Origin of the sequence: Spongiibacter thalassae, assembly GCF_012272835.1 — a bacterium.
GTDB classification, from domain to species: domain Bacteria; phylum Pseudomonadota; class Gammaproteobacteria; order Pseudomonadales; family Spongiibacteraceae; genus Spongiibacter; species Spongiibacter thalassae.
Window position 1 is genome coordinate 207736 of sequence record NZ_JAAWWK010000006.1, and the last position, 21713, is coordinate 229448.

General features: G+C 56.0%; 20 protein-coding genes. 12 read left to right on the forward strand and 8 right to left on the reverse strand.

Translation table 11 applies throughout. The features are described 5' to 3' along the window. Positions 1–11 precede the first annotated feature (11 nt). Entirely contained in the window at positions 12–1388 is a 1377-nt protein-coding gene (mpl, locus tag HCU74_RS16370) for a UDP-N-acetylmuramate:L-alanyl-gamma-D-glutamyl-meso-diaminopimelate ligase (RefSeq protein ID WP_168451493.1), read from the reverse strand. Between the two features lie 670 nt (positions 1389–2058). Between mpl and HCU74_RS16375 the strand changes: the two genes are divergently transcribed. The 5 genes from HCU74_RS16375 (at position 2059) to HCU74_RS16395 (ending at position 6145) form a co-directional block, all read left to right on the forward strand. After that, complete coding sequence (locus tag HCU74_RS16375; protein ID WP_168451494.1) at positions 2059–3141, forward strand: DUF3034 family protein; 1083 nt, start codon at positions 2059–2061, stop codon at positions 3139–3141. Positions 3142–3177: 36 nt separating this feature from the next. Continuing rightward, on the forward strand, positions 3178–3642 hold the full coding sequence (locus HCU74_RS16380; RefSeq protein ID WP_168451495.1) for a group I truncated hemoglobin: 465 nt from the start codon (positions 3178–3180) through the stop codon (positions 3640–3642). A 35-nt stretch (positions 3643–3677) separates the two neighbouring features. Continuing rightward, positions 3678–4286, forward strand: a complete 609-nt coding sequence (locus HCU74_RS16385) for an FMN-binding protein (RefSeq protein ID WP_246864670.1) — start codon at positions 3678–3680, stop codon at positions 4284–4286. Positions 4287–4308: 22 nt separating this feature from the next. Next, positions 4309–5196 carry a PepSY domain-containing protein gene (locus tag HCU74_RS16390; protein WP_168451496.1) on the forward strand — a complete coding sequence of 296 codons (888 nt, stop codon included), beginning with the start codon at positions 4309–4311 and terminating at the stop codon, positions 5194–5196. 100 nt (positions 5197–5296) lie between these two features. After that, entirely contained in the window at positions 5297–6145 is an 849-nt protein-coding gene (locus tag HCU74_RS16395; RefSeq protein ID WP_168451497.1) for a cupredoxin domain-containing protein, read from the forward strand. 215 nt (positions 6146–6360) lie between these two features. On the opposite strand, the gene HCU74_RS16400 is transcribed toward HCU74_RS16395, so the two are convergent. The 3 genes from HCU74_RS16400 to HCU74_RS16410 form a co-directional block, all read right to left on the reverse strand. Beyond that, complete coding sequence (locus HCU74_RS16400; protein ID WP_168451498.1) at positions 6361–7569, reverse strand: alginate export family protein; 1209 nt, start codon at positions 7567–7569, stop codon at positions 6361–6363. A 524-nt stretch (positions 7570–8093) separates the two neighbouring features. Beyond that, positions 8094–9812, reverse strand: coding sequence for a bifunctional protein-serine/threonine kinase/phosphatase (locus HCU74_RS16405; RefSeq protein WP_168451499.1), 1719 nt, complete (start codon positions 9810–9812; stop codon positions 8094–8096). A 32-nt stretch (positions 9813–9844) separates the two neighbouring features. Further along, the gene (locus HCU74_RS16410) at positions 9845–11317 is read right to left on the reverse strand and encodes a NarK family nitrate/nitrite MFS transporter (protein ID WP_168451500.1); all 1473 of its coding nucleotides are present in this window, start codon (positions 11315–11317) and stop codon (positions 9845–9847) included. A 424-nt stretch (positions 11318–11741) separates the two neighbouring features. Here HCU74_RS16410 and nirB point away from each other — a divergent pair, with 424 nt between their 5' ends. The 5 genes from nirB to HCU74_RS16435 all read left to right on the forward strand — a co-directional run bounded on the left by nirB (position 11742) and on the right by HCU74_RS16435 (position 17237). Beyond that, the gene (gene nirB, locus HCU74_RS16415) at positions 11742–14294 is read left to right on the forward strand and encodes a nitrite reductase large subunit NirB (RefSeq protein WP_168451501.1); all 2553 of its coding nucleotides are present in this window, start codon (positions 11742–11744) and stop codon (positions 14292–14294) included. Positions 14295–14359: 65 nt separating this feature from the next. Next, complete coding sequence (gene nirD / locus HCU74_RS16420) at positions 14360–14677, forward strand: nitrite reductase small subunit NirD (RefSeq protein WP_168451502.1); 318 nt, start codon at positions 14360–14362, stop codon at positions 14675–14677. A gap of 151 nt (positions 14678–14828) precedes the next feature. Continuing rightward, on the forward strand, positions 14829–15356 hold the full coding sequence (gene ppa / locus HCU74_RS16425) for an inorganic diphosphatase (RefSeq protein ID WP_168451503.1): 528 nt from the start codon (positions 14829–14831) through the stop codon (positions 15354–15356). Positions 15357–15781: 425 nt separating this feature from the next. Beyond that, positions 15782–16225 (forward strand): Zn(2+)-responsive transcriptional regulator, encoded by a 444-nt coding sequence (gene zntR, locus HCU74_RS16430; protein ID WP_168451504.1) that lies wholly within the window; start codon positions 15782–15784, stop codon positions 16223–16225. Next, entirely contained in the window at positions 16218–17237 is a 1020-nt protein-coding gene (locus HCU74_RS16435; protein ID WP_210425340.1) for a permease, read from the forward strand. Before zntR ends, HCU74_RS16435 begins: the two co-directional genes overlap by 8 nt. A gap of 41 nt (positions 17238–17278) precedes the next feature. On the opposite strand, the gene HCU74_RS16440 is transcribed toward HCU74_RS16435, so the two are convergent. The 3 genes from HCU74_RS16440 to HCU74_RS16450 all read right to left on the reverse strand — a co-directional run bounded on the left by HCU74_RS16440 (position 17279) and on the right by HCU74_RS16450 (position 19487). After that, complete coding sequence (locus HCU74_RS16440) at positions 17279–17758, reverse strand: hypothetical protein (RefSeq protein ID WP_168451505.1); 480 nt, start codon at positions 17756–17758, stop codon at positions 17279–17281. Between the two features lie 209 nt (positions 17759–17967). Next, entirely contained in the window at positions 17968–18720 is a 753-nt protein-coding gene (cysE, locus tag HCU74_RS16445; RefSeq protein ID WP_168451707.1) for a serine O-acetyltransferase, read from the reverse strand. Between the two features lie 29 nt (positions 18721–18749). Beyond that, on the reverse strand, positions 18750–19487 hold the full coding sequence (locus HCU74_RS16450; protein WP_210425341.1) for a M15 family metallopeptidase: 738 nt from the start codon (positions 19485–19487) through the stop codon (positions 18750–18752). Between the two features lie 103 nt (positions 19488–19590). Here HCU74_RS16450 and HCU74_RS16455 point away from each other — a divergent pair, with 103 nt between their 5' ends. Then, positions 19591–20652 (forward strand): patatin-like phospholipase family protein, encoded by a 1062-nt coding sequence (locus HCU74_RS16455; protein WP_210425342.1) that lies wholly within the window; start codon positions 19591–19593, stop codon positions 20650–20652. After that, on the forward strand, positions 20653–21009 hold the full coding sequence (locus tag HCU74_RS16460; protein ID WP_168451506.1) for a Rieske (2Fe-2S) protein: 357 nt from the start codon (positions 20653–20655) through the stop codon (positions 21007–21009). Here the strand turns inward: HCU74_RS16460 and sfsA are convergent. Next, on the reverse strand, positions 21006–21710 hold the full coding sequence (gene sfsA, locus HCU74_RS16465; RefSeq protein ID WP_168451507.1) for a DNA/RNA nuclease SfsA: 705 nt from the start codon (positions 21708–21710) through the stop codon (positions 21006–21008). The two genes, HCU74_RS16460 and sfsA, sit on opposite strands and share 4 nt — an antisense overlap. Positions 21711–21713: the final 3 nt, after the last annotated feature.

Here is a 21713-nt window from a genome sequence, read left to right on the forward strand (position 1 = left end):
AGTGATGGCCTTCACACCGCACCCCCGCGCTCGCTCAGCGCCTGCAACACGCGCTGGTGCACACCACCAAAGCCACCGTTGCTCATAATCACAAGGTGGTCACCCGCTGCCAATTCCGCTGCCAGCTTCGTTACAGTGACCTCAAGATCACTGCTCAGGCTGGCCTTCACCGGGCTGTCCGCCAAAACACCCTCCAGCGACCAATCCAGCCCCGGCGGCTGATACCAGACAACCTCATCAGCATCGGCGGTTGAGGTCGCCAAGCGATCCTTATATATCCCCATACGCATGGTGTTGGAACGTGGTTCAATCAGCGCAACAATTCGACCGCTGCTACCTACACGGCCACGCAGCCCCTGTAGTGTGGTTGCGATGGCCGTGGGATGGTGGGCGAAGTCGTCGTAAACCGACACCCCGGCGACACAACCCAGCAACTCCATTCGGCGTTTCACGCCCTGGAACTTCGACAGCACTTCGCAGCTGGCCGCCACTGGCACCCCGACATGGCGCGCTGCCGCGATGACCGCCAGCGCATTGTGGACATTATGCAAACCGGTATGCAGCCATTCGACCCGGCCCTGCACCTGACCTTCAAAGCAGACATCAAAACAGGAAAAGTCAGCGCTGACATTTTGCACCTGCCACTGGGCACCACCCTCTCCGGCAAAGGCTTCGCACTCGCTCCAGCAACCCATCGCCAGCACCTCGTCTACCGCGGACACATTGTCAGGCACAATTATTCGGCCGATACCCGGAACAGTGCGCACAACATGGTGGAACTGCCGCTGAATGGCCGACAGATCATCAAAGATATCGGCGTGATCGAATTCGAGGTTATTAACGATCAGCGTTCGCGGTCGGTAATGGACAAATTTTGAGCGCTTGTCAAAGAACGCACTGTCGTACTCATCGGCTTCGATAACGAAGAAGTCCGAACCGCCAAGCCGGGCCGACAGGCCAAAGTCGGCGGGCACCCCGCCAATTAAAAACCCTGGCTGATAACCGCAGCCCTCCAGTACCCAGGCCAGCATACTGCTGGTGGTCGTTTTGCCGTGGGTACCCGAGCATGCCAACACCCAGCGCCCCTGCAAGACCTGTTCGCTGAGCCACTGGGGGCCAGAGGTATAAGGAAGGCCGCGATCGAGCATCGTCTCAACAGCGGGATTTCCCCGCGACATGGCATTACCCACCACCACCAAATCCGGCGCGGGATCAAGATGCTCGGCCTTATAGCCCTCCATCAATTCAATGCCCTGGGCCTCAAGCTGAGTGCTCATCGGCGGATAGACATTGGCGTCGGAACCGGTGACCCGATGTCCCAGCTCCCGGGCGAGAATGGCGACCCCACCCATAAACGTCCCGCAAATTCCTAATATATGTATGTGCATGGCATCACTAGTCGGCTAAACCTGCTGGCATGGTATCACCGCAACCCCTTCGACTCTACGCTGACCAAAGGCCGCCAACGCCGACCCCGGCAACCCCGCAATGAATGAAAATGGGGCATTTTCTCGACGAAGGGCCTGCTATAAAAACGGACATATGCTTCAAAAAGTCGCACCGAGAACATTCGGCAACACACAATCGGCAGTCACTTTGCCACTGTGGAATATACCTACCCGCAAAAAAGTGTGATCCATTCGACATAAATATTACTTATTTTTCCGCGGCAAATTCGCCCCATTATTTTCCATCGTCGAGATCAACACGTCACACCCGGTGTTTTTTCGCACCACAAAAAAACAAACACGCAAATTCCATACATTTTCCGGCACCGCAAAAAAGCGGCAAATTTTTTACGTCTTTTACGCAATTTTGGATCAATTCCCGCGTTTTTTTTCTCTGGCACAGCGGTTGCTATTACCCATTTGCGCCCAACTTGAACACGGAGAGCGCTTGTAAGCCAGCGATAAAGAACACGGTCACGATTCACTAAAAGTGTAAATAACAGTACTCCAAATGTGTCCGCATACAAAAAGGCATGACAAGGAAATACCGCAATTTGCGGGCGTAAGAACGCCGAAACAGGCGACCCAACTTTGGTATTGGAGTATTGAAATGGTTATCAAAAATCTATTTTCACGGCGCACCGCAAGCGCTCTGTTACTCACCGCCGCCAGTGCTACCGGCTCACAGCTCGCCAGTGCGGAATTGTTCAACACGGGCAAAGTCCTCGCCACCGGTGGGGTAAGTATGATCGATGGCGCAGGCGGCGGTGGTATCACACCCTGGGCGACCATCACCGGCTACGCCACCCGCGACGGTATTAACGGCGACGTGCATTATACCTACGCTAACCTGCCCAACTACGCACTGAACTCGCTGGGTGTGGCGGTGGGTTTCTGGGACCGCTTCGAGCTGTCCTACACCAAACAAATCCTTACCACCGGCTCGACATTTAACACCGTTGGTCTGGTCACCGACACCACCAGCAGCGCAGGCGGCGGTGCCGCCGGCGAAGCCACCACCGCCGGTGGCGAGGGCGACGAATCCACGAACCCAGGTATCGAGCCATTCAACACCACCATTAAAATGGATGTTTACGGCGCGAAAATCCGCGTGTTCGGTGAAGCCATTTACGACTCGGACAACCTTATCCCCCAGGTGGCGATTGGTGCTTTTTACAAGGACAATGAAAACACTGATCTGCTGAAAACCCTGAAGGCCAATAAAGCCAAGGACTGGGAAGCCTATATCTCGGCGACCAAGATATTCTTCCCGATCAACACCCTGATCAACATCACCGCACGCTATACCTCGGCCAACCAAACCGGTCTTACCGGCTTTGGTGGCCCCGATGGCAACGAGAAAGAAATCCGCCCTGAAATATCAATTGCCTACCTGCTGCGCAAAGACACGGCAATAGGCATGGAGTGGGCCCAGCACGGTGACAACCTGACTGGCGAAAGCGTGCAACTCGGCTCCGTAGATGCCACCGAAGCCGGCCCGGCTCTTCAGGCCACTGGACTGGGTGGCCTCAGCGGCACCCTCACCCAGGACGAAAGCGATTGGTACGACGCATTTATCGCTTACTTCCCCAGCAAAAACCTGTCGATAACAGCGGCCTACGCGATGCTCGGCAATATCACCATCACGCCGGAGCAACACGGCTTTTACCTGTCTCTCCAGGCCAGCTTCTAAGCCCGGTTTAGCATTGAGACTCATTAGGAGATTGCCATGAAATCAACACTTAGAAATATCGTTATAAGCGGCGCTATCGCCCTCGCGACTACCAACTCAGCCTTCGCGCAAACCGGGCAAACACGGACCCTGCCCGGACTGGACTCCGACGCACTGGAACAGTGGGGCGGTGAGGAAGGCATCCGCAATTGGGTAGAAAGCCTGTTCTACTACATTATGCTGGATAACCGCATCAACCATATCTTCCGCGAATTCGGCAACATCGAGCGGCAGATTTTCCTCAACACACAGTTGGAACAGTTGGTACTGGGTGGCGACGTCGAGTACCAGGGGGCCAGCATGGAAGCCGCCCACGCCGATCTCGGCATTACGGTCACGCAGTTTAACGCCGTGGTAGAGGCGGCTTACAACGCCTGCGAACGCATTAACGTGACCTATGAAGCCTGCAACCAGCTGATCGCTGCACTGGCTCCTTATGAGCGCGTCATTGTTACCAAGTAACAGTCCGTGACATTTACAAAATCACAAGGTACACCATGAGTGATATGCATTTTTCTCCAGCAACTTTGGCGCCCGCAAGGGGCGCCCTTTTTTCCAGACTTGAACTGTCGAGTCGCTACCGGAGGACACTTCTAACACTACTATTATGCACTGGATGCCTGCTCAAGCTTTCGCCTGCTCAGGCATTTGAACTTTACAAAACCTTTCAAACACCCGACCTCTTCCTTGCAGAAGTGTTTAGCAATGACGTTCCCCAGGTCAAGGTACTGATGCTGAACAGTTCGTCCCAGCAACAAATCAGCGCGGTGTTTAATCGACCTTTCCCCCAGCAGCGGGTGCGCTATTGGGAGAAAGCCGGGCGCAGCGTGTGGATCTTCGACGACATCGGCAAGGAGGGCTATGTCCCCACCACCTGCGGTTTCGTTGTTGAAAACAATGCAATCAAACAGGCGAAAGTCCTGATCTATCGCGAATCTCGCGGCGAACAGGTTGGCGAAGATGCCTTCCTCAACCAACTCAAGGGCGCCAAAGCAGCGGGCAATAAGCTCGACGTGCAAGTGGACAATATCACCGGTGCCACTCTCTCAGTAAAAATGATGGAACGCATGGCTAGAACCGCGCTCGCGCTTGCAGCGCTGCGGTAGCACATGGGTCAAGGAGAAAACAATGTCCAGTTCTGGCAGCAGTCTCGCAGAGAAAATCGACCTGAAGTTAGCGGAAACGGAGGCTTCTATGCCTCCCACCGCGCAACCGGTCGCGAAGGCTAGATCAAACACCAAAAGGAAAGCCAAACGAAATCTGCAGCAGACCCTGCGCAGCTTTCACCAACGCGGCGGCCTGTTCGCCTTTTTCTTTATGGCCTGGCTGGGCTTTAGCGGCATTCTGCTCAACCAAAGTGCCGACTGGGGGCTCGACGCTATCCGCGTAAAAGCCAGCAGTATCATGGCCTTTTATGGCCTGCACACCGAGCCGCCGAAATTCGGTTATTTCTCCGGGGACGCCTGGCTGGTGCCAACGCTGGAAAATACCGTGGTCAACGGCGAGCTCGCCGAGGAACACATTCCCTCACCGCTTGGCATGGTCAGTATTGGCAGTGACGATGCCGAATTGATTTTCATCGCCAACCACGACAGCCTGAGCATATTCACCCCGGACGTGAAACGTCTCGACAAGCTGAGCGGCTATATGCTGCCACTGGGTCAAATTCGCCGCATTGGTGCCCACAACGGTGGCATGGTAGCGCTACAGGGCGAGTCGGTTTATCTCAGCACCGATGGTATCTCCTGGGAAACCTACGCCGGCAACGGTAGCGATATTACCTGGTCCGAGACCTCGCCACTGCCAGAGAACATCGTCACACAGAGCTTACCCCACGCCCGACCCAGTGTGGCGCTGGAGCAGCTCCTGATCGACCTCCACAGCGGTCGCCTGTTCGGCAAGCTGGGCGCGTATTTCGTCAATCTGGTTGGCATTGTGTGTATCTGGCTGTCGGTCAGTGGGGTCTGGATGATGTGGCGCACTCAGAAAATGCGCAACAACCGCAGCAAGAACTAGCTCCTGAATTCTAACTGACGTCCTGCCGCCGCCTGAATCGCGCGGCGGCATCGTCAAGACCTAGCGATTCGTCCCCTCCTGAAGCCCGAGGACTGCAACCATGTCTGCTGACACCACCAAACCCTATCGACTGCTCTACCTCAGCGCCATTGCCACCGCCGTGATTGGCATGACAATCGCCTGTGACCTACACGCCGACGATAGTACTGCAACGCGCAAAATCAAACTGGAGCACTTCAAGGCCAGCCCAAAAACCCTCGGAGTCAAAACCGGCGGCACCGTCGAATGGTTTAACCAGGACGGCTTGACCCACTCGGTAGAACTGGAGGGCCAAACCCTTCAACGCATGCCTGCCAACAGCAGCTTTCGCTATCAGTTTAATGTGCCTGGCACTTACAGCTACCAGTGTGGGATACACGGCTCCATGCGCGGACAAATTGTTGTCGCCGACTCTATTCCCGCCGCGACATCCCACAGCAACTATCGCGACGGCATGAGCAGCGCCACCGCTCGAAGCAAGCCGAGCAACACCGTCAAACCTCATCGCGCCGCGCACACCGAGCTCGGTGCGCAACAACAATACAACGACCCGGCACCCTACCAGCTTCAGCCGGAAGCCATTGAGCGGCGCAGTGCAACGCCGCCAAAGGCCTACCCCGGCCCCACGTCTCCTGCAGCTACCCCGGCCCCGGCGAAAAACCAGGGCGTGGTAAAAATAGTCGATTTCATGCGTTTTGAACCCACAGTGATCAGCGTGAAGGCCGGATCAACAATACGCTGGGAAAACGAAGATGGCTCCAACCATATGATCCTGATTGATGGCAAAAAAGGCCCGCGAATTCGTCACGGTGGACACTATGAAACCGTGCTGACTACCCCTGGTGAACACGACTATATCTGCGCGATGCACGGCAAGAAAATGAGTGGCAAAATTATTGTGACCCCTTAGCTCTCAGGGTAAAGTCGGCGGGCAAGAGACGATTGAGCAGTAAGCCCTTTACCCATTGCTGAAGCGTCGTTCTGCGCGTGCTGCGCCTATATTGATGGCTTGGCATAAAAAAGCACGACGCACCTCAGTCAGAAGAAGTGTCGAGGCAAAAAAAAAGCCCCGACAATGCGGGGCTCGAAACCCGGCCGGAGCTTCTCCAGCCGGTAGTGGAGTATTTAGAAAGACACTCCCATCCACACCCACAGCTTATTGGTGTCTACGCCGAAGTCATCGGCGGAATAAGCGGCATACTTGATCCCGGCGTTGTAACTCTTGGCAAACTTGCGGCTGTATACCACGTCAATTTCGCTACCGTAATCGGACATCGTCGGTGTATCTTCGTCGGCGCTGAATTCGTGGTACACCAGCCCCCACTGCCCACCAGCCAGGCTGCCACCTACACTGGCATAGAGATCAACAAGGCCGGCTCCCGGCGTGCCAATAAACAGGTCTGCCCAGCCGTTAAATTTGTGCAAGGTGGCCAGAGGCGTGGCAAAGCCTACCGTGCCATCATCAGAACCAAGGACTTCGTAGCCAATTTTAGTGGTCAAGCCACCCGCAACGACGCCGCCCTCTAACAACATGTAGCTGGTATCCGCATCACCTGCTGCCGACTCGGCCGACTGAGTAGCGTATTCCGCGGCATAGAGAAACTTCGTATCACCGGAGGCCTTGGCACCTTTGAGGCTGACACCCACGGTGTCCAGTCCGTTCTCTGCGGGAATATCCAGCTCCAGCATATAGGCGTAGGCCGTTACCTTGCCAATTGCTGTGTCGTAGGCCACGTTCATGAAATGGTCCTTGGAATCCAGATCCGCTGCCTCGGCAAAGATACGGTTACGCTGCTCGACATAGCCGTAGTTCAAGGTCAGTTTTTCACTGGGCTGATAGCTCATGGTCAAACCATCAAAGGTTTGACGATCTTGGCGCCAGCCAACATGACCGATAAAACGATGACCGTCATAGGTAATTACCTGACGCCCTAACTTAGCCACGAAGCTACCGCTTTTATATTTTACAAACGCCTGATCCAATTCAGTGGTTTCAGGATCGGCAATAACAGAATACTCTCCCGGGTTATAACCGGCGGGGCCGACCGTATAGTCACCCTCACCTGCCACAATGCGACTGTCTTCAAATTCCAGCGTGGTCGAAAAACCGTTCACGCTTCCCGAGTTGTAACCCAGCTTGGTGCGTAAGGTTAACGCTGTAGCGTCATCGGTCGCAGCGTTGTCATCTTCCACAGACTCGTAACGCAGACGCAAATCGCCATAGACTTTTCCCTCTGCCAGCGCCTCGCTAACAGTCTCTGCCCCTTGGGCCGCCGACATGGCGCTCAACAAAAAAATCGACGCGCTCAGCGCTTTCAGTTCAAAGGATTTCATTTAATTCTCCTGGTATGTCATACAAAATTTGTCGAAATTACTCTGCAATATTCCAATAGGATTCTTTCGGGACTTACGCTTGTGGCAATTCGCAGTAGCGATTTTTCTCATTACCGGTATCGCCTTTCGCACCACTCTTACTCCATCATCCCTATTGCAACCGATATGCCATATATCAATATCGCGTATTATTTTTTATTTTCTTTTTATTTCAGTTAGTTACAAAAACAGGCAAAAAATACGCATCAATTTTTGGACAAAACGCCTTTATATAGTGCGTATAGATTCTTTTCCTATGAATCATTAAATGGCTAACGCGCCCCATTTTGAGCCTTCAGCCAGTTGCTCATTGGGGGCATGGCACAGAGAACAATCAGCGCCGCGCAGGCAAAAAAACACCAGGAAGGAGATAAACGAGAAGCGGAAAAACACTTTATAGAAAAGAGGCAAACCAGAGGAGAAAAGCCCTGAGAAACAGGGCAAGAAATGCTACGTCGGCAAAGGGGATCAGCAACCAGGGCGCCCTAGCGGGCCAGGCTCCACAGCAACGCCAGGGTCAACACAAAGGATACTCCCTGCCAGAAACGCAGAGGATTGCGGTGAATCAAGGGCTGATACTGACGCTTGTCATAGACCGGGTTGGGCCGCTGCAAATCCTGCACAAACTCAGCAATATCGTGATAACGCAGTTCGGGGGAAATACTTAGCGCACGCTTCAAAGCGCTGTCCAACCAGAGTGGGATATGGGGATTGTACTGGCACGCCGACACATACTGCAGGCGCGCGAAAGCTGCTGCCGACTGACATTGCTCAAGCCGACCGTCGTAGACAGGCCTGCCGGTCAGCATTTCATAGATAATCACCGCAAGAGAAAACTGATCGGCCCGCGGCCCTGGTTTACGCGCCAACACATGCTCAGGGGCAGAGTACTGCGCCGTGCCCAGTACCCGGTCTCGCTCCACCGGCGAGGCAATTTCCGCCAGCCCCGCCACATGGCAGCTACCGAAATCGATAATTCGTACACTGCCATCGCGGGCGACCAAAATATTATCGGGTTTGATATCCTGATGCAGGGTGTCGCGACGATGCATGGCCTGCAAGCCTTTGGCAATCACCACCACCAGGCTGATCGCATCACTGACCGCCGGCTTGCGGTGAGACTTCATCCACTCGCCAAGGGTTTCACCGTCGATATATTCCGCCAGATAGTACAGCGATGTTGGACGCTGGGGCGGCTCCACCACCTTCACCACCGCCGGGTGGTCGATGCGCTTCGCGATCCAGCTTTCCAGCACAAATCGCTCGATATAGGCCGCGTCGTCGATAAAATTCGGTGACGGGGTTTTCATCACGTAATATTTATCGGCGGTGGCATCGTAGACCTTATAGAGCTGGCTGCGCGGACTGGCATGAAGCTCGGCCTCAACCACCAATCCATCGAGAACCGCCCCGGCCTGCAATGGCGGCGGGAATGGTAGTTCGGTCAGCTTGCGATAGACATCATCGGCGTCCGCCAAGGGCAAGCCATCCACCACCAACAGCTGACAGCTCAGATTGTCATCACTGCCTGCGCCAAGCGCCGCGGCGATCAACGACTCACAGGCCGCACTCAAGTGTTCACCGTGAGCAAGAATGATGCGAGTCATCTCCTCGCCACTCAAGCTGTCGTGAATACCATCGGTGGTCAACAGGAAAATGTCGCCGCAACTGATATCCACTGCCCGGTAATCAACATCGAGATTTATATCCAGCCCCATCGCGCGGGTCAGGTAAGCCTGATTTTGATTGATACGCCGCGCGTGATCCCGGGTAAGCTGCTCCAGATGACCATCGCGCAGACGGTAAATTCGGCTGTCACCAACATGGAATAGATGGGCAACCTGGGACTTGAATACCGCAATACTCAGGGTAGAGACATAGCCTTTTTCCGCCTGGGCGTAACCCTGCCCCTGAGCAAAGAGCCAACGATTCAGCGCGTTCAACACCTGCTGCGCCGAACGCTTCACCGACCAGGAATCCGGAGTCGAGTAGTAATCACTGAGAAAGCCGGTGACACAACTCTCCGCCGCTTCCTTGCCAGCTTCCGCCGCTGACACGCCGTCGGCAATTACTGCCACCGCACCCTTGGTGGTCAGCGACTGATCTTCGGGCACACAAATGCCAAGACTATCTTCATTTAACGGTTTTTGCCCAGCGCTGCTGCGCTGGGCAATACTGAGTTGAAGACCACCATCAAGATGCAAGAGGGCTTCTCCGGTTAGCGCGTCAGCATCAATCAGCTGACTTCAATCAAGGCAACACTGCCGTCTTCATTGTACTCAGCGATATGACCTTCGGGCTCTTCCATAAACTGCACCCCAAGAAAGACCACCGCCGCACAGCAGGCTATCACAATAAAGAATGTTGAGGAGCTGACAAAGCTCAGCGTTGTCAGGAATATCACCGCACCAACGTTACCATAGGCACCGGTCATTCCCGCAATCTGGCCGGTCATACTGCGCTTGACCAGCGGCACAATTGCAAATACCGCACCTTCGCCGGCCTGCACAAAAAAGGAACAGCACATGGTTGCGACAACCGCCAACCAGATCGGCCACGCACTGGTGATCTGACTCAGCACCAGATAGCCCACTGTCAGCCCGGCGATCAAAATCGTCAGTGAACGGCGGCGACCGAATCGATCTGACATATAACCGCCACTGGGACGCGCCACCAGATTCATAAAGGCAAAACCGGAGGCCAGCATACCGGCGGTCACCGCACCCAGATCAAAGGTTTCCATAAAGAACAGCGGCAGCATCGACACCACAGCCAACTCTGAGCCGAAGGTCGCCAGATAGGCCACGTTCAGAATCGCCACCTGCTTGAATTTGTACTTCTGCATTTCCGGGATCGGAACGTTGTTCAGTACATCGCTATTCACCCGTAAAATTTGACTGACCTGAAATACAAACAATACCGCCAACACCACGTAGAGCGCGATGGCCGCAACATCATTGAGCAAACCCAGGTTGGTCGGCGACAATTTCCAGGTCAACACCGCCAGTGCGGCATACATTGGTACACACATCGCAATGTAGAACACCAGATCACGCTTGCTGGTTACTACCAACCCACCGCTTTTCTTCGGTTTGAAATACGTGGAGCCTTTGGGAGTATTACGCGCACGCCAGTAAAAGAAAAAACCATATAACAGGGCAACAACGCCGGTACTGGCAATGGCATAGCGCCAGCCATCATCACCGCCATAGATCAACGCCAGGGTCGGCAAGGTCATTGCGGCCGCTGCAGAACCGAAGTTTCCCCAGCCGCCGTAAACACCCTCAGCCAAACCCACCTGGCGAGCGGGAAACCACTCACCCACCAGACGAATACCGATAACAAAGCCGGCGCCGATAAAGCCCATCAGGAAACGCAACAGTGCGATCATTTCGTAACTGTTGGCGAAGGCGAAAGCAATACACATTACCCCGCCGGATACCAGCAGCGCGCTGTAGATAATACGCGGCCCGAACCGATCTACTAACATACCCACTATGACGCGCGCGGGAATCGTCAATGCGACGTTCAGGATCATCAAGGCTTTGACTTGCTGCCCGGTTAAATCAAACGCCTCTTTAATAGAAGCCAGCATCGGTGCGTGGTTGAACCACACAACAAAGGTTAAAAAGAAGGCAAACCAGCTCAAGTGCAACAAGCGGATTCTTTCCTGCTTGAGATCGAGCACATTTAATGTAGAAGTAGACATAGCAGCTCCGAACAGCGAGACCAAATTAAAAACACAATGGCTCGACAAGAGCAAAGGCTGTGCCAAGGCGTCGCACAAAAACCATAACCCATTGTTTTTTCTTAATTTAATTTACCATAAACGACACATTTGCACCGCAATGACGCATTAGCTCGAGAGCCTGATAGCCACTCTCGCCCCACCGACGCACCACCATGGGTCACGACGCCCCAGCAAATCCCAAATGCACCAGCAACCACTCGCACTACAACGAACCATGACAGTGCATAAAACGAACAATATCTTTTAAAAACAACAGCTTAAATAACGATCTATTGTGTGGCACAGGTCTTGCTTTGACTTTGGGCAACGCCACCACGTTCAACTCCATGCCTGGCACAAAGCGGACACGCCCAAGGGCATCAAAGATCTAAAGGAAGTAACCATGAGCAACCCACAACGCCTGTTGATAGTCGGGAATGGCCCGGTCGGCCATCAGTTCCTGGAGTCCATCGTCGAAAGCGGCAAGGCTGGCAATTTCGATATCACCGTTATCGGCGAAGAACCCCGCGCCGCCTACGACCGCGTGCACCTCACCGCCTGGTTCGAAACCCGCCAAGCCGAATCGCTGAATATGGTGGCTGAGGGCTTTTATGCAAACAATGGCATTAAGGCGCAAACTTCCGAAAAGGTCGTGAGCATAGATCGCGCGGCTAAGGTGGCTACCACCGACCTGGGCAACACCTACCCCTACGACAAATTGATCCTGTCTACCGGCTCATACCCCTTTGTGCCACCGGTGCCGGGTCACGACCGTGAAAACTGCTTTGTCTACCGTACTATTGAGGACCTCGAAGCGATCACCGCCGCGGCCCAAAACGCCAAGGTCGGCGCTGTTGTCGGCGGCGGCCTGCTGGGTCTTGAAGCCGCCAAGGCGATTATGGATCTTGGACTGCAAACCCACGTTATTGAATTCGCCCCACGCTTGATGGCCGTTCAGGTCGACGACGGCGGTGGCAACCTTCTGCGCCGCAAAATCGAAGACCTCGGCGTGAAGGTACACACCCAGAAAAACACCCAGAATATCGGTGACGGCGAAAACTGCCTGCACAAGCTGAGTTTCGCCGATGGCGAGGAACTGGAAACCGACATTCTGGTATTTTCCGCAGGCATTCGCCCCCAGGATGCACTGGCACACCAGTGCGCGCTTGAGGTAGGTCAGCGCGGCGGCATTGTGATTAACAACAACTGCCAAACTTCCGACGACGATATCTACGCCATCGGTGAGTGCGCCCTGTGGAACCAGCGTATTTTCGGTCTGATCGCGCCCGGCTGGGATATGGCCCGTGTTGCCGCAGACCACGTTCTCGGCGGTATTGAAGGCAAACAGTTCAACGGCGCAGACATGAGCACCAAGCTCAAGCTGATGGGTGTCGATGTAGCATCCATTGGCGACGCCCACGCCAATACGCCAGGGGCAAAATCCTACACCTATATCAACGAGCAGACAGAGGTGTATAAAAAAATCGTCGTCAGCGAGGACGGCAAGCACCTGCTGGGCTCAGTACTGGTTGGCGACGCCGAGGACTACGGCAACCTGCTGCAATTTGCGCTGAACAAGATTGAACTGCCAGAACACCCCGAGGCGATGATTCTGCCCAATCTCGACGGCAGTGCCAGCGTCGGTCTCGGTGTCGATGCACTGCCCGATGTCGCCCAAATCTGTAGCTGTAACAACGTCAGCAAGGGCGATATCTGCGCGGCCGTACAGGGCGGCGCCATGACCGTAGGCGACCTAAAAGCCTGCACCAAGGCGGCAACCACCTGCGGCGGCTGTACCGCGCTGGTCGGCCAGGTACTGAACGCCGAGCTGACCAAGCTGGGTGTAGAGGTCAACACCGACCTGTGTGAACACTTCCCCTATACTCGCCAGGAGATTTACCATCTGGTCCGCGTCGGTGAAATCAAAACCTTTGACGAGCTGATCAGCAAACACGGCAAAGGCAAGGGCTGCGATATTTGCAAACCCACCGCCGCGTCAATTTTCGCCTCCTGCTGGAACGACTATATTCTCGAGACGTCCCACGCCGGCCTGCAAGACACCAATGACCGCTTCCTGGCGAATATGCAGAACAACGGCACCTTCTCAGTGGTGCCGCGCATGGCTGGCGGCGAAGTCACCCCCGACGGTTTGATTGCCGTGGGTAGCGTCGCCAAAAAATACAATCTCTATACCAAAATTACCGGTGGCCAGCGGGTCGACCTGTTTGGCGCCACCGTCGATCAGCTGCCGCTGATCTGGAAAGAGCTGATTGACGCTGGTTTTGAAAGCGGACACGCCTACGGCAAATCGCTGCGCACAGTGAAATCCTGCGTTGGCTCCACCTGGTGCCGCTACGGGGTTCAGGACAGCGTTGGCCAGGCCATTGATCTGGAAAACCGCTACAAAGGTCTGCGCTCTCCCCACAAACTGAAAATGGCGGTCTCCGGCTGTACCCGCGAATGCGCCGAAGCCCAGAGCAAGGACGTAGGCGTAATCGCCACCGAAAAGGGCTGGAACCTTTACCTCTGCGGCAACGGCGGCATGAAACCCCGCCACGCGGATCTCTTTGCCTCGGATATCGACACCGCCACCCTGATCAAATACGTCGATCGCTTCCTGATGTTCTACGTTCGTACCGCTGACCGCCTGCAACGCACCTCGGTGTGGATGGAAAACCTCGAGGGCGGACTGGATTACCTGCGCAAGGTCATTATCGACGACTCACTGGGTATCTGCGACGAACTCGAAGCCGAGATGCAGCATGTCATCAACAGCTACCAGTGCGAGTGGAAAACCACCATCGAAAATGAAGAGAAGGTCAAACAATTCCGCAGCTTCGTCAACGCCGAGCAGGGCGACAAGGAAATTGTTTTTGTTCAGGAGCGCGGCCAGATTCGCCCCGCCACTGATGAAGAGAAGCGACTCAACAGCAACCTGATCGCTGTGGCTTCCTGATCCACCTACAACACACGACCTACGGGCGCCAAGCGCGCCCGCAGTAAAGAACGGAGAAATACCCGATGAGCTGGACAACAGTTTGCTCGCTTGACGACATTCTACCCAACGCCGGTGTAGCTGCACTGGTGAACGACACCCAGATCGCCCTGTTTCGTGTCGACGACAAGGTCTACGCCCTGGCCAACAAAGACCCCTTCAGCAATGCCAATGTGCTGTCGCGGGGCATTGTCGGCAATCTGCAAGACACACTGGTAGTCGCCTCCCCCATCTACAAGCAGCATTTCAGTCTTGAAGCAGGTACCTGCCTTGAAGACGATACCGTCTCTGTGCCCTGTTACGCAGCGCGCACCGAGGGTGGCCTGGTGCAGGTCCAGATTTAAACACGCACCACTTCAAGGATTAGTCTCCCCTTTGCCGGCTGCCCCCTTTGCGGGGCTGTCGGTTTTTTAACCTCCTTTGGTATTCCCGGCCTGTGCGGTTTATAATCTGCGCCAGTTTTCTCACTCTCACACTGATAAATGGAAGCCCATAATGAGCTATAACCAGATCCCGGCTGGCAAAGACCTGCCGAACGACATCTACGTCGCGATTGAAATCCCTGCCAATAGCAGCCCCATCAAGTACGAAATCGAAAAAGATTACGACGCACTGATGGTCGACCGCTTCATGGCTACCCCCATGTTCTACCCCGCCAACTATGGCTACATCCCCAACACCCTGTCTGAAGACGGCGACGCCCTGGATGTACTGGTTGTGACCCCTTACCCCGTAGTACCTGGCTCAGTGATCCGTGCACGTCCCATCGGCATCCTGAACATGAGCGACGAAGCAGGCAAAGACGCCAAGCTGCTGGCCGTTCCCCACGACAAACTGACGGTTCTGTACAAAGACGTTAAAGAGCCCTCAGACCTGCCCGAGCTGCTGATCCAGCAAATCGAGCACTTCTTTGAGAACTACAAAGACCTCGAAAAAGGCAAGTGGGTGAAAGTTGACGGCTGGGAAGGCAGCGAAGCCGCCCGCGCTGAAGTCATGAAAGCCGCAGCAGCCTACAAGGGCTGAGACGCTAGACGCTAGACGCTAGACGCTAGACGCTAGACGCTAGACGCTAGACGCTAGACGCTAGACGCTAGACGCTAGACGCTAGACGCTAGACGCGGAATAGTGTTCTGGTGATTCGAGGAAAGCTCCACTATTGGTGGGGCTTTTTTTGTGCCGGGGAAATGCTGGACGGGAGACGGAAGACGCGAAAACCCCAAAGCATCTGTCGCCTCTCGCCTCTCGCCTCTCGCCTCTCGCCTCTCGCATCTCGCATCTCGCATCTCCCGTCTCCCGTCTCCCGTCTCCCGTCTCCCGTCTCCCGTCTCCCGTCTCCCGTCCAGCGTCTCCCGCCTCGCCCAACGCATCATCCACCAAACCCTTGACCCCGTACCCTACTACAGGGTCTATGCTACAACTATCAGACTTAAATCCGTGGAGCCAACACTGTGAACACCTACCGCATCGGAGAACTGGCCAGCGCGCTGAGCTGTAGCGTGGAGACTTTGCGCTATTACGAACGCGAAGGGCTGTTAACGGCCACCGGCCGCAGTAGTAATGGCTACCGTTTTTACAATGAGGACGCGGTTCGCCAATTGAAGTTTATTCTTCGCGCCAAGGCCATGGGCTTCAGTCTGGAGGATATTCGCGAGCTGCTGGCGATCCGCGTTGATCCCAAGGCTGCCTCTTGCGGCGCGGTGCGGGATATTACGGAACACAAATTGCAGTGGGTAGAACATAAAATTGCTGAGTTGCAGCGCTTCCGCGATGCCCTTCAGCGCATGGTCAATGCCTGCTGCGGCGGCGATGTACCGGCTGAACACTGCTCGATTCTGCTGGCTCTGGACGATCAACACCCCATTCCCGGTAACGAGGAACACTCCCGTGACTAACTACTTGATGAGTTTTTACGACCTCAGCCTCGACGCAGCGCCCTATCTCGTGCTCGGTTTATTGCTCGCTGGCCTGATGCGGGCATGGATTCCCGAGGCCATGCTCAACCGCCAGCTGGGTAAGCCTGGCATCGGTTCAATTATCAAGGCCTCTATCATCGGCGCGCCGCTACCCCTGTGCTCCTGCGGAGTGCTGCCGGTCGCAATGGGGCTGCGCCGCGCCGGGGCATCAAAGGGATCAACGGTCTCCTTTCTGATTTCCACCCCCGAGACCGGAGTCGATTCCGTTGCCCTGAGCTACGGCCTGCTCGGCCCTCTGATGGCCGTAGTCAGGCCACTGGCGGCGGTCACCACCGCCATCACCGCCGGACTGCTGACTGGCTGGAGCGACGACAATCAGCCCCCCGCAGCACCTTCAACCAGTAGCTGCTGCGCCAGCAAAGCCAGCCCCGCCAGGGAAACCTGGCGCACGAGCCTGAACTACAGCTTTGGCAAGTTATTCGATGACATGCTGCCCTGGTTGCTGGTGGGTTTGCTATTTGCCGCCGCAGTGCAGGCCTTTGTGCCCCAGGCATGGCTGCAAGAGTGGGGACAAGGCCCGCTGGCAATGCTGGTCATGCTGGTGATTGGCATCCCGATGTATATCTGCGCCAGCGCCTCGACTCCCATAGCCGCGGGTTTTCTACTCGCGGGGGTCTCCCCCGGCGCGGTACTGGTGTTTTTGCTGGCCGGCCCCGCCAGCAATATTGCGGCGGTTGGCATGGTGCACAAGGAACTCGGCCGACGGGCTCTGTTGGCCTATCTGTTCGCCGTCGCCACAATGAGCATGTTATTCGGTCTGGGCCTCGACAGCGTACTGGCAAATACCAGCTTGAGCATTGACGTAACGGCAGGACACCAGCACGACATTGTGCCACTGTGGCTGAGTCTGACATGCTTGCTTTTGCTGGTCGTGTGCGCGATCAAACCGCTGCGACGAATGACCGTGGAGAAGGGACTACAGGCCGTTTGAGGGCCACGCCGCAGCACGCGGCGTGGGGGCCGGGGAATACTTCAGCCCGCGACCTTCGGCTTGGCCTGAAGCAGGCGCTGATACAACTTGGAGTTTTTGTGGATCGACTTGTGCTTGGCATAGGCGTCAACCGCCTTGTGCCAGGCGTCTTCACTGCCGTGGGCATTCAGCGAAAAACTGGTGCACACCGTCTTCTTTTCGACCTTGGAGGCCACACCAACCTGAAAAATAGGGGTCAGATTGCCGCTTTTCTCGGTTTTCAGCAGGTAGCTGATCCCGCGAACCGTGCCATCGGGCTTGAAACAGCGCTCTTCCTTGGTCTGTTCAAGGTATTCCCGCTGACGCGCTTCCAGCTCTTCATCCCGGGCAATCGCCTCTTTTTCGATCGCTTTCGCAGGGCGGCCTTCAAGACGCTTGCCGTCTTTTTTCAGCGAGAAATACTCCTGATAGAGTTCACCGGCGACAGTCCGCCTCACCCGATAGCCATAAAAGGCTTTGTTATCCAGTAACTTTACGCTCACAAGCACCTCCACCTTTGCGGTTGTGTGATATATGCGATGCGAATTGGCTACCGATTAATACAACTCGCCAGACGCAACGGCACAAAGGAATGCCACTGTAATGTAAACACTCTGACGAGATTATCAAGCCGCTAAGTTCGAACTGTGCGCCATTCACCCTTTTCAGCACATGGTGCTGCCAATCAGGGCACTTTTGCGCTCGGCGCGGTCTAATTTCCGATATTCTGATCCATATCGAGGGCTGGCTGGCTGACCGAAGGAACGCCGACCTGCCTGGCGGGCACTCCCGCAACGGTGGTATGGGGTGCCACATCGATCAGCACTACGCTGCCCGCAGCAATTTTCGCCCCCTCACCCACGTCGATTTTCCCCAGCACCTTGGCGCCGGCACTAATCAGCACCCCATCGCCAATCGTCGGGTGACGCCGCCCCGGACTGCGACCGCAGCCGCCCAGCGTGACCGAGTGAAGCATCGACACATTGTTGCCCACCACCGCTGTTTCACCGATAACGACTCCGGTTGCGTGGTCTACCATCACTCCGCAGCCGATAGTCGCCGCCGGATGAATATCCACGTCGAACACACTGGCAATACGGTTTTGCATAAACAGGGCCATTGACTCCCGGCCCTGCTGCCACAGCCAGTGGGCGATGCGATAGGCCTGAATCGCCTGAAACCCTTTGAAATACAGGAAGGGCATGCCGTAGTGGTCGCAGGCGGGATCGCGGTCGTAGTGGGCGCAGATATCTGCGGCAGCGGCCTGCAAAATAGCGCCATCACTGGCGAAGGCCTCGTGAAAAACATCCCGAATCAACATCGCGGGCACCGAGTCACAGCCCAATTTCGCGGCGATATGAAAGCTCAAGGCCGCCGCAAAGCTGTCGTGATTCAAAATACTGGCATGATAAAAGCTGGCCAATACCGGCTCATTACGGCCGAAGTCCCGGCCTTCTCGCTGCATTTCTTCCCAGAGTTGGTCCACTGTTAAACTCACAAACCCACTCCCTCAGACAATAACGGCACATAGGCCGATGGGTACGCCGACTCCGGCACAATAACATAGCGTTGGTAGAGCTCGTACAACCGCGCCAGCACCACCTCTTTTAACTCGACATCCCGCTGGCGCAGCAGAGTCCGCAACAGCCCCTCATCGTGCATTGCCTGACAGCGCGCCGCCAGAGGTGCGTAGCTGAGATGCCAGCGCTCCGGCGCAATGCCGCCGAAATCACAGGCGTAGGGGCGAAAAAAACCATAGCCGGCGCCGTGGGCGAGCTGGTCGTCCAGCCACCGGTGCAGGGCACCAAAGGGGCCGTCAGGCGCGACCTCTTCCGGGGTAAGCTGAACCTGATAATCTGCTGGCACCGCCGCGGCGTCATAGACATCGATGTCACTGCCCCAGTGATGGCGCGAGGCACCGGGCAGAGCCGACCAACGCATAATGCAATCGATCAGGGCATCGCTGTCGAGATCGGCGAACCTGACCGGGCAGCCCTCGCTGTCCAATAATGTTCGCTCTCCCCTCGCCTTGGCGTTCCAGATACGACACTGGCGATCGAAACTGCGAAATCCACTGACAATTTGCAGATCAAAGCCGGCATTGGCCGCGTCGGCACGCAGCGCCTGGAACGGCGCTACAATGGCGTTGTGCACCGGCGGACCAAGAACCGCTACCATCGCGCGATCATCGCAGCCGGTGAGCAATTCAGGGGTGATGCGGAAATCGATCATGGAGGTGGAGCATCCCTTGTGTGTCGTAAGGGTAACGCTAGCGCAAAAACTGTCATAATAGAACCGCCCGAAGGTATCCAGTGAAATCAGGAGTTGAAATACTGTGGATTCAAGCACCTCATCATACAAAAAAGTGGCATTGGCACTGGGCAGTGGCTCTGCTCGGGGCATGGCCCATATCGGGGTGATCCAGCGACTCGGCGAGCTGGGCATCAAGCCCGACATTATTGCCGGGACCTCTATTGGCTCGGTCATCGCCGCCTGCTACCTCACCGACCACCTGGAGGACTTTGCCGAGTGGATTCAGTCGCTGAGCAGTGCTCAGGTGTTTCACTACATGAGTATCAGCCTGACCGCCACCGGGGGCGTCGCCCACGCGACGCGGCTGATCGAACACTTTATGGCTGAATACGGCAATCCGAACATCGAAGACCTGGACATGCCCTTCGCCGCGGTGGCCACCGACCTGATTCGCGGCCGCGAAGTCTGGCTACAGCGAGGTTCGCTATGGGAAGCTGTGCGTGCCTCAATGGCCATTCCCGGCATTCTCACCCCGGTGGCCTATAACGAGTCGTGGCTGGTTGATGGCGGTCTGGTTAACCCGGTACCGGTATCGGTGTGCCGGGCACTGGGAGCCGACATCATTATCGGCGTAGACCTCAACAGCGACCTGGTGGGACGCAAAAAGGTCGATCGCGACGCCAAGGCACCCAATTCCACCGAGGCCGACAATATGCCGGAAGAGGATCTGGTCGAAGAGGAAGAGAGCGAAGAGGAGACCTCCCCCGCCGAAAACGACGAGGAATCCCAACTGGCCGCCGCATTCAGCCGCTTTGCCAGCAGCGTAAAGGAAGCCGCCGCTAACTGGCGCAGCACACCGAGCGTGAAAAAGCCCGAGCCCCCCGGCACCGTGGGCGTGATGATGAGTGCTATCAATATTATGCAGGACCGAATCACCCGCTCGCGCCTTGCCGGTGAGCCCGCCGACATTATGTTGTGGCCGCGACTGGGGCATATCGGCCTGCTCGATTTTGGCGACGCTGCCGAGGCCATCGCCGAAGGGCGTGACGCCGTCGACCGGATGCTTCCCGCGATTCGTCACGCCTTTGACGCCGAGGGCGATCTGCGCATCGCCGCTCCCGCACCCGAGGGCGACGAGGACTGAATGGCCAAGCTCACTGACACAACAGCCCCAGAGCACTACCTCTGCGATATCGACGACATCGCCGACCCCGGCGCCAAGGGCCTGCGCCTGGGTGACCGTTCATTGTTCGCGGTGAAACAGCGGGGCGAGGTCTATGTTTACCAAAACCGCTGCCCCCATATCGGAGTGGAACTGCATTGGCAGGAAGACCAGTTCCTCGATATCGATGAGACCCTGATTCAGTGCGCGACCCACGGCGCACTGTTTATCATCGAAACCGGCGAATGCGTCTCGGGCCCCTGCATCGGCCGCAGCCTTGAAGCAGTCACCAGCAGGGTCGACAACGGCAAACTGTATCTGGTTGAAAACGCCGATTAATCTACCGACACCGGCAGCGAATGGCTTAAACGCATCTCGCTAGTGGTAATTTCTGCGCGGTAGGCGAGCAGTTTTACCCCTGCCGCCTCGGCGCGGGCGAGCGCGTCGCGGTAGGCCGGGTCGATCGCCCCGGCCGCTTTCACCCGATCGATACCCCGGTGTAATACCGCAAAAAACAATACCGCAGACTGCCCGGCCTCGACCCACCCTCGCAGCTCATCAACATGCCGCAGCGCCCGACTACTGGCCGCATCGGGAAAGCGGCCACACCCCTCGGCATCGAGCAAGGTCACCGACTTCACTTCCATATGGCAGTCCGGCAGACCCTCACTACGCAATAAAAAATCAATGCGGCTGCCGGTTTCCGTCTTTACCTCTCGTCGAAAGCTGCGGTAGTGCGCCAGCTCCGTCAATCCCGAACTGCCCAGGGCCTCGCCGACCAGATTATTGGCCAGGGCCGAATGGATGCACACCGGCTGGTCATCCACTTCAACCAATTGCCACGTATAGGGGTATTTGCGTTTGGGATTATCGCTTTGACTCAGCCACACTCGGCTACCCGGCTCGGCGCAGCCGGTCATCGCTCCGGTATTGGGGCAATGAACGGTAACCTCACTGCCGTCTGCCAACACCACATCGGCAAGAAAACGCTTATAACGCCGCTGCAGAGTGGCGGGAATTAAATCACTTGGCCATTTCACAAC

What these genes read in the sequence shown, in the direction of transcription:
- mpl (WP_168451493.1), bottom strand. Translation starts at nt 1,388, where the DNA reads ATGCACATACATATATTAGGAATTTGCGGGACGTTTATGGGTGGGGTC.
- HCU74_RS16375 (WP_168451494.1), top strand. Translation starts at nt 2,059, where the DNA reads ATGGTTATCAAAAATCTATTTTCACGGCGCACCGCAAGCGCTCTGTTA.
- HCU74_RS16380 (WP_168451495.1), top strand. Translation starts at nt 3,178, where the DNA reads ATGAAATCAACACTTAGAAATATCGTTATAAGCGGCGCTATCGCCCTC.
- HCU74_RS16385 (WP_246864670.1), top strand. Translation starts at nt 3,678, where the DNA reads ATGAGTGATATGCATTTTTCTCCAGCAACTTTGGCGCCCGCAAGGGGC.
- HCU74_RS16390 (WP_168451496.1), top strand. Translation starts at nt 4,309, where the DNA reads ATGTCCAGTTCTGGCAGCAGTCTCGCAGAGAAAATCGACCTGAAGTTA.
- HCU74_RS16395 (WP_168451497.1), top strand. Translation starts at nt 5,297, where the DNA reads ATGTCTGCTGACACCACCAAACCCTATCGACTGCTCTACCTCAGCGCC.
- HCU74_RS16400 (WP_168451498.1), bottom strand. Translation starts at nt 7,569, where the DNA reads ATGAAATCCTTTGAACTGAAAGCGCTGAGCGCGTCGATTTTTTTGTTG.
- HCU74_RS16410 (WP_168451500.1), bottom strand. Translation starts at nt 11,317, where the DNA reads ATGTCTACTTCTACATTAAATGTGCTCGATCTCAAGCAGGAAAGAATC.
- nirB (WP_168451501.1), top strand. Translation starts at nt 11,742, where the DNA reads ATGAGCAACCCACAACGCCTGTTGATAGTCGGGAATGGCCCGGTCGGC.
- nirD (WP_168451502.1), top strand. Translation starts at nt 14,360, where the DNA reads ATGAGCTGGACAACAGTTTGCTCGCTTGACGACATTCTACCCAACGCC.
- ppa (WP_168451503.1), top strand. Translation starts at nt 14,829, where the DNA reads ATGAGCTATAACCAGATCCCGGCTGGCAAAGACCTGCCGAACGACATC.
- cysE (WP_168451707.1), bottom strand. Translation starts at nt 18,720, where the DNA reads ATGCAGCGAGAAGGCCGGGACTTCGGCCGTAATGAGCCGGTATTGGCC.
- HCU74_RS16450 (WP_210425341.1), bottom strand. Translation starts at nt 19,487, where the DNA reads ATGATCGATTTCCGCATCACCCCTGAATTGCTCACCGGCTGCGATGAT.
- HCU74_RS16460 (WP_168451506.1), top strand. Translation starts at nt 20,653, where the DNA reads ATGGCCAAGCTCACTGACACAACAGCCCCAGAGCACTACCTCTGCGAT.